The organism is Nonomuraea sp. NPDC049378 (genome assembly GCF_055586745.1).
Map to the genome: position 1 here is coordinate 160,756 of NZ_JBVJHP010000009.1, position 6,532 is coordinate 167,287.

A 6,532-nucleotide genomic window follows, 5' to 3' on the forward strand; every position below is an offset into this window, starting at 1 on the left:
CGCCCCGCGTCATGAGACCCGCAGGTCCTTGCGCAGCTCGTGGGGCAGGGCGAAGCGCATGCGCTCGTCGACCGGCTGCACCTCCGTCACGTCGCCGAACCCGTGCTCGGCCAGCCGTGCCAGCACCCCGTCCACGAGCTCTTCGGGAACGGACGCGCCGCTGGTCACACCGACCGTGGTGACGCCGTCGAGCCACTCGTCACGGATGAACGTGGCGTCGTCGACGAGGTAGGCGGCCTCGGCGCCGTAGTCTTTCGCCACCTCGACCAGCCGCTTGGAGTTGGAGGAGTTCTCCGAGCCGACCACGATGACCAGCTGCGAGTCGGCGGCGATCTCCTTGACCGCGACCTGCCGGTTCTGGGTGGCGTAGCAGATGTCGTCGCTCGGCGGGTCGATCAGCGTGGGGAAACGCTCCTTGAGCCGGGCGACCGTCTCGGTGGTCTCGTCGACCGACAGCGTGGTCTGCGACAGCCACACGAGCTTGCTCGGGTCTTTCACCTGCACCTTGTCGACCGCGTCGAGCCCGTCGACCAGCTGGATGTGGTCGGGCGCCTCGCCGGAGGTGCCCTCGACCTCCTCGTGGCCCTCGTGCCCGATCAGCAGGATGTCGTAGTCCTGGCCCGCGAACCGCTTCGCCTCGTTGTGCACCTTGGTGACCAGCGGGCAGGTGGCGTCGATGGTGCGCAGCCGGCGGGCTCTGGCCTCCTCGTGCACGACGGGCGCGACGCCGTGGGCGGAGAACACGACGATCTCGCCCTCCGGCACCTCCTCGGTCTCCTCGACGAAGATGGCACCCCTGGCCTCGAGCGTCTTGACGACGTGGGTGTTGTGGACGATCTGCTTGCGCACGTAGATCGGCGCGCCGTACTGCTCCAAAGCCTTCTCGACCGCTACCACGGCTCGATCGACTCCGGCGCAGTAGCCACGTGGTTTGGCTACGAGGACTCGGCGGGAAGTGGGGGTCTGGGGCTCCATACTTCTTATGCTACGTGGAGCGGCCAGTAGGCCCGCGCGTGCGTGGCCGCCCGCGGTTTGCCACACTGGCCGTCCAATACTGACCTCCCAGGGAGACGTACATGTCCCTCAGCGACGTGATACGCAACATCGCCAAAACCGTTACCAACAAGGACGAGCTCAAGGAGAAGGCCAAGGACCTGCCGCTTCTCGTCGCCCAGACCGCGCTCAGCGCCGCCGGGCAGGCGATGCTGCTCGTCGACCGGGTGAAGAACTCCGTCAGGGGCTCGGGCGAGAAGGAGGAGCAGGACTCCCGCCCCGCCGTCGACCAGCTCGCCGCGCCCGCCGCGGAGGACGAGGAGAAGCCCGCCCGCAAGGAGCCGGTCATCTTCGCCCCTCGCCCGGGGGCCGCCGAGCCGAACGGCACCGGCAAGAGCAGGCCCGACCCGGTCATCTTCGCCCCGGCCGGCAAGACGGAGCCCGCCACCGCTGAGCCCGCCGAGCCCGCCGAGCCCACGGGCAAGGCCGCGGAGACCAAGCCCGCGGAGGCGAAGGCTGCGGAGGCGAAGCTCGCCGAAGCCAAGCCCGCGGAGGCGAAGCTCGCCGAAGCCAAGCCCGCGGAGGCGAAGGCTCCGGAGGTCAAGCCCGCCGAAGCCAGGACCGCGCAGGCAGCGGCGGCACCCGCCACGCCCGAGGCCGCGGAGCCCGCCGTCGAGGACAAGCCGGCGGTCACGGAGGAGCCCGCCGTCGCGGAGAGGGCCGCCGCCGCGAAGCCTGCCGCGAAGCCGAAGGCGACGCAGGCCAAGCCCAAGGCCGCGAGGAAGCCCGCCGCCAGGAAGTCCGCCGCCAAGGAGCCCGCCGCGGCGCCCGAGCCCGTGACGGCCCCGGTGACCGACCTGGCCGAGCCGCTGCCCGGCTACGCGGAGCTGACCGTCGCCTCCCTCCGCGCGAGGATGCGCGGAAAGACCGCCGAGCAGATCAGCGCCTTCCTGGCCTACGAGCGGGCGACGACGGCCAGGGCCGAGGTCATCCGCATGTTCGAGAACCGCCTCGCCAAGCTGCAGGCCGGCGACTAGCGGGGAAGAAACGTCCGGCCGCGGGAAGCGAGCCTCCCCGCCGCGTAGTCTTCCGCCATGACCTCGAAGACCTCGCCCGAGTCACCCTTGCCGATCCGCACTGTCCTGCAGATGGTGGGCGGCTGGATCGGCAGGCTCGGCACCGTCTGGGTCGAGGGCCAGATCACCGACCTGAGCGCCCGCGGCGGCACGGTGTTCATGACCCTGCGTGACCCGGTCGCCAACGTGTCGGCCAGGGTCACTGCCCCTCGCGGGGTCTATGAGGCGGCCATGCCGAGACCGGCCGACGGCGCCAGGGTGGTCGTGCACGTCAAGCCCGACTTCTGGGTCAACAGAGGATCGTTCGCCTTCACCGCGATGGAGATCCGCCCGGTCGGCGTGGGCGAGCTGCTGGCCAGGCTCGAACGCCTCAGGCAGCTGCTGGCCGCCGAGGGGCTGTTCAACGCCGACAGGAAGCGGCGGCTGCCCTTCCTGCCCGGCACGATCGGGCTCATCTGCGGCCGCGACTCGGCGGCCGAGCGCGACGTGCTGGAGAACTCCCGCAGGCGCTGGCCCGCCGTGCGGTTCAAGGTCGAGGAGGTGGCCGTCCAGGGACCGTACGCGGTGGGCGAGGTGACCGAGGCACTGGGCAGGCTCGACGCCGACTCCTCCGTCGACGTGATCGTCATCGCCCGGGGCGGCGGCTCGCTGGAGGATCTGCTGCCGTTCTCCGACGAGACGCTGGTGCGCTCCGTGGCCTCCTGCCGCACCCCGGTGGTGAGCGCGATCGGCCACGAGCAGGACAGCCCGCTGCTCGACCTGGTGGCCGACGTACGCGCCTCCACGCCCACCGACGCGGCCAAGAAGGTCGTGCCCGACGTCGGCGAGCAGCTCACGCTGGTGCGCCAGCTGCGCGACCGGGGCCGGCGGGTGCTGAGCGGCTGGCTCGACCGCGAGATGTCATGGCTGACGTCGGTACGGTCCCGGCCGTCACTGGCCGATCCCGTACGCGAGCTCGAACGGAGGGCCGAGCAGGTGGACGCGCTGCGCGAGCGCGCCAGGCGGTCGTTGACCGGTTCGCTCGACCGGGCGTCCGACGACCTCACCCACCTGCGTGCCCGGCTGGTCGCGCTGTCGCCGGCCGCCACCTTGGAGCGCGGCTACGCCATCGTGCAGCACCCGTCCGGTGACGTGGTGCGCCGGGCGAAGGACGTCTCCCCCGGCACCGTGCTGACGATCCGCCTCACGGACGACCGCCTGACCGTGCGCACGGAGGAGCCCGATGAGACCTGACCTGAGGTCCGGCGAATGAAGGTCACGAAGTTCACGCACGCCTGCGTACGCGTGGAGCATGAGGGGCGCAGGCTGGTCATCGACCCGGGGACGTGGACCGAGCCCTCCGCTCTGGACGGCGCGGACGCGGTGCTGGTCACGCACGAGCACGGCGACCACGCTGACGTGCTGCGGCTGCTGGGGGCGGGTGTGCGGGTGTACGCGCCGGGCGGGGCCGAGCTGGGGCGGCTGCCGTACACACCGGTGAGCGCCGGTGAGGAGCTCTCGGTGGCGGGCTTCCACGTGCGGGCCTGCGGTGGGCGGCACGCGCCGGTCTATGACGGTCTGCCCGACTGTGCCAACATCGGCTACCTCGTCGAGCACGCCCTCTACCATCCCGGAGACTCGCTGCACGTGCCGCAGGAGCCGGTGGAGACGCTGCTGGTGCCGTTGCAGGCGTCGTGGCTGAAGACGGCCGAGGTGATCGACTTCGTACGCGCGGTGCGGGCGCGGCGGGCGTACGGGATCCATGACGCCCAGGTCAACGAGAGAGGGCTGGCGAGCGTGAACGGGTGGCTGGCCCAGGAGACCGGCCCCGGCTACCGCTGGCTGCCTCCGGGCGGGACGCTGTAGCCGCGCCTGACCACCGTGGCCAGCCGGCCCAGGCCGGCCTTGATCTCCTCGATCGTCATGCCGCGCTCTTCCTGCTGGAAGGCGATCAGGCGGGCGTTGGCGGGCGCGAGGAGCGCGTCGGCCAGGAACGCCGGGTCTGCCGCAGGGCAGGCCTGGGCGAGCAGCGTGGCCAGGTGGACGTGGTGCACCCGGTACGGCCCGCCGTACCGGATGGTCTTGCCGCACTTCTCCAGCTGCACGAACAGCCCGTGCTGGGCCACGACCCGGTCGACCAGAGCGTCCAGGAACGCGGTGATCCGTTCGGCGGCGGGGGCGCCGGGCCCGAGCGGCGGCGGCCCGGCGAGGAAGGACTCCTGGAACTGCCGCTCCTGGTCGTCGATCAGGGCCAGGACGAGCCCGGTGCGGTCGCCGAAGCGCCGGTAGACGGTGCCGACGCCGACGCCGGCGACGCGGGCCACCTCGTCGAGCGAGATGTCGTCCGCGCCGTGCTCGGCGATCATCCTGGCGGCCACCTCGATGATCTTCCGTCGGTTACGGGCGGCGTCGGCCCGTTCCGGCTGGGGCTGCCCGATCACGGGCAGGATTCGGCGTCCGCACACGGGGGGAGCATACAGCTTGTAAGCGGAGAATTCTCCGATTAATCTTCGAACCGGAGATCTCTCCGATTCCCTGAGGAGCCGTGATGAAGGATTTCAACCAGCAGGTCATAACCGAGTTCCGCGCCAACGAGGGGCGGGTCGGGGGCATGTTCGAGGGGGCGCCGCTGCTGCTGCTCACCACCACGGGAGCCAGGAGCGGCAAGCAGAGCACCACCCCGTTGATGTACCTGCCGGACGGCGACCGCCACGTCGTCATCGCGTCCGCCGGCGGCGCCGACAAGCACCCGGCGTGGTACCACAACCTGCGCGCCACCCCCAAGGCCACCATCGAGGTCGGCGCGGACACGTTCGAGGCCAGTGCCGTCGCCGTGGAGGGCGAGGAACGCGACCGGCTCTACGCGCGGATGGTGGCGCAGGCACCCCAGTTCGCCGAGTACGAGGCCAAGACCACCCGCCGCATCCCGGTGGTCGTCCTCGTGCCGGCCGGCTCCTGACGCTCCTGAACCGCGACCGGCCACCAGGCCCCGGACCGGCCGCGGCAGGAACGGCAGCGGATCCCGCCGCAGGCGGAAGGCGCCGGCCTGGCCGCAGCAGCCTTGCGGCGGTCGGGCACAAGGGGGGCGCGGCGGGCCCGCAGCCAGGACGGCGGTGCGGCGATCGCGCCGCACCGCCCAGCCACCAGGCGTGCCGGCGGGTCGGAACGTGGCGTCGCCCGACGTGGGCGGGTCAGAACGGGGCGTCGCCCGCGTCGTCCGACGTCGGATCGGAGCGGCGGGCCATGGCCGCGGCGAGCTTGACCCGGGCCCCCTGCAGCCACTCCTCGCAGACGGCGGCCAGCTTCTCGCCCCGCTCCCAGAGCTCGATCGACTGCTCCAGCGTGAGCCCGCCGGTCTCCAGGCGGCGCACCACCTCGGTCAGCTCCTCGCGGGCCTGCTCATATGAGGGTGCCTTCTCGTCTGCCACGGCACCCACCCTAGACGCGACGGCGCGTGCCCGGGCGCAGGCGCGTACCCGCACGCGAGCGGCAAAGCATGCCCTGGCGGGCGCGAGTCAGCCCTGAGGGCGTTGCTGGAGGAGGGCGGCCAGCTCGGCCAGCTCGGGCCAGCCGGCGGTGCCGGTGATCACCAGGGTCACGTCGGGCAGCATCCGCACCAGGGTGCGCTGGTTCTTGTCCTCGCGGAAGCGCTGCTCCCACGTGACCCCGCCGATCTGCTGCGTGCCCACGGCCTTGTCGCTGTTGGCCATGCGGCTCGCGAACCCGGCGGGCGGCTTCTCGTCGCTCTGCGCGAACATCGCGTGCTCCCGCTCGGCGGTGGCGTAACCGAGGTAGAGGACCTTGGCGCCGCCCGTGCCGGCGGCGATCCGGTTGCTGTTGGGCACCCATCCGGCCGGGTCGTTCCGCGGCGCCCACACGCCGTAGGGCACCTCGTGGCCGAAGTTGGCGACGGTGATGGAGTAGTCGAGCCGGGGGATGTGCTCATCGCGGCTCTGCGGGGTGACCAGCAGGAACACCCCGGCTCCCACCAGGCAGACCAGCAGGGCTACCGCGTAGCCGTAGAAACCTTCGGTGAACCGTCGCACACCTGGCGAGGTTACCCGCTGGACGAGGCGGTCGCCGAAGTGGCCGGGCGGATCTGGCCGATGATGGCGAGGGCGTCCTCGGCCAGGCCCCGGTCGCCTGACCGTACGACCTCGGACACGGCCGCGGCCAGCGCCCCCGTGATCACCACGACCAGCGCGCCTTCGTCCTCGAACAGGGTGGCGTTGAGCTGCGCCCACTTGCGGAGCCGGTCGCGCATGATGACGTCGAAGCCGGGCGGGCCGTCGCCGCGCAGGAAGAGCGCGGCCAGCTCGCGCTCTTCCAGGCAGCCCTCCAGATAGGCGCGGGCGGCGCTGACGAACACGCGCATCGGGTCGGTCTCGGGGGGGGGGGGGGGGGGGGGGGGGGGGGGGGGGGGGGGGGGGGGGGGGGGGGGGGGGGGGGGGGGCCCCGAAAGAAGGGGGGGAGGGGGAGGGGGT

The 6,532-nt window shown here is 72.1% G+C and carries 9 protein-coding genes; 4 read left to right on the forward strand and 5 right to left on the reverse strand.

Annotated elements, in window-relative coordinates; translation table 11 throughout:
- Nucleotides 1–9 precede the first annotated feature (9 nt).
- Nucleotides 10–975 (reverse strand): 4-hydroxy-3-methylbut-2-enyl diphosphate reductase, encoded by a 966-nt coding sequence (locus ACZ6SA_RS20935; RefSeq protein WP_347646317.1) that lies wholly within the window; start codon nucleotides 973–975, stop codon nucleotides 10–12.
- A gap of 101 nt (nucleotides 976–1,076) precedes the next feature.
- On the opposite strand from ACZ6SA_RS20935, the gene ACZ6SA_RS20940 reads away from it, so the two are divergent.
- The 3 genes from ACZ6SA_RS20940 to ACZ6SA_RS20950 are packed head-to-tail and all read left to right on the forward strand — an operon-like array spanning nucleotide 1,077 to nucleotide 3,914.
- Nucleotides 1,077–2,030 carry a DUF8129 domain-containing protein gene (locus tag ACZ6SA_RS20940; protein WP_347646316.1) on the forward strand — a complete coding sequence of 318 codons (954 nt, stop codon included), beginning with the start codon at nucleotides 1,077–1,079 and terminating at the stop codon, nucleotides 2,028–2,030.
- A gap of 57 nt (nucleotides 2,031–2,087) precedes the next feature.
- Nucleotides 2,088–3,302, forward strand: coding sequence for an exodeoxyribonuclease VII large subunit (xseA, locus tag ACZ6SA_RS20945; RefSeq protein WP_347646315.1), 1,215 nt, complete (start codon nucleotides 2,088–2,090; stop codon nucleotides 3,300–3,302).
- A 15-nt stretch (nucleotides 3,303–3,317) separates the two neighbouring features.
- The gene (locus ACZ6SA_RS20950) at nucleotides 3,318–3,914 is read left to right on the forward strand and encodes an MBL fold metallo-hydrolase (RefSeq protein WP_347646314.1); all 597 of its coding nucleotides are present in this window, start codon (nucleotides 3,318–3,320) and stop codon (nucleotides 3,912–3,914) included.
- On the opposite strand, the gene ACZ6SA_RS20955 is transcribed toward ACZ6SA_RS20950, so the two are convergent.
- A complete protein-coding gene (locus tag ACZ6SA_RS20955; RefSeq protein ID WP_347646313.1) occupies nucleotides 3,881–4,513 on the reverse strand; it encodes a TetR/AcrR family transcriptional regulator in 633 nt (210 codons plus the stop codon). The two genes, ACZ6SA_RS20950 and ACZ6SA_RS20955, sit on opposite strands and share 34 nt — an antisense overlap.
- Before the next feature lie 83 nt (nucleotides 4,514–4,596).
- Here ACZ6SA_RS20955 and ACZ6SA_RS20960 point away from each other — a divergent pair, with 83 nt between their 5' ends.
- Complete coding sequence (locus ACZ6SA_RS20960) at nucleotides 4,597–5,007, forward strand: nitroreductase family deazaflavin-dependent oxidoreductase (protein WP_465829684.1); 411 nt, start codon at nucleotides 4,597–4,599, stop codon at nucleotides 5,005–5,007.
- A 232-nt stretch (nucleotides 5,008–5,239) separates the two neighbouring features.
- Here the strand turns inward: ACZ6SA_RS20960 and ACZ6SA_RS20965 are convergent, their stop codons facing one another.
- From ACZ6SA_RS20965 to ACZ6SA_RS20975, 3 genes are all read right to left on the reverse strand, one after another.
- Nucleotides 5,240–5,476 carry an exodeoxyribonuclease VII small subunit gene (locus ACZ6SA_RS20965; RefSeq protein WP_132512172.1) on the reverse strand — a complete coding sequence of 79 codons (237 nt, stop codon included), beginning with the start codon at nucleotides 5,474–5,476 and terminating at the stop codon, nucleotides 5,240–5,242.
- Nucleotides 5,477–5,563: 87 nt separating this feature from the next.
- On the reverse strand, nucleotides 5,564–6,094 hold the full coding sequence (locus ACZ6SA_RS20970; RefSeq protein WP_347646311.1) for a DUF4245 domain-containing protein: 531 nt from the start codon (nucleotides 6,092–6,094) through the stop codon (nucleotides 5,564–5,566).
- An 11-nt stretch (nucleotides 6,095–6,105) separates the two neighbouring features.
- On the reverse strand, nucleotides 6,106–6,423 hold the full coding sequence (locus tag ACZ6SA_RS20975) for a hypothetical protein (RefSeq protein WP_465829687.1): 318 nt from the start codon (nucleotides 6,421–6,423) through the stop codon (nucleotides 6,106–6,108).
- Between the last annotated feature and the right edge of the window lie 109 nt (nucleotides 6,424–6,532).

Excerpts from the sequence above, each read along its gene's own strand:
- ACZ6SA_RS20960 (WP_465829684.1), top strand. The coding sequence starts at position 4,597 with ATGAAGGATTTCAACCAGCAGGTCATAACCGAGTTCCGCGCCAACGAG.
- ACZ6SA_RS20950 (WP_347646314.1), top strand. The coding sequence starts at position 3,318 with ATGAAGGTCACGAAGTTCACGCACGCCTGCGTACGCGTGGAGCATGAG.
- ACZ6SA_RS20975 (WP_465829687.1), bottom strand. The coding sequence starts at position 6,423 with ATGCGCGTGTTCGTCAGCGCCGCCCGCGCCTATCTGGAGGGCTGCCTG.
- ACZ6SA_RS20935 (WP_347646317.1), bottom strand. The coding sequence starts at position 975 with ATGGAGCCCCAGACCCCCACTTCCCGCCGAGTCCTCGTAGCCAAACCA.
- xseA (WP_347646315.1), top strand. The coding sequence starts at position 2,088 with ATGACCTCGAAGACCTCGCCCGAGTCACCCTTGCCGATCCGCACTGTC.
- ACZ6SA_RS20940 (WP_347646316.1), top strand. The coding sequence starts at position 1,077 with ATGTCCCTCAGCGACGTGATACGCAACATCGCCAAAACCGTTACCAAC.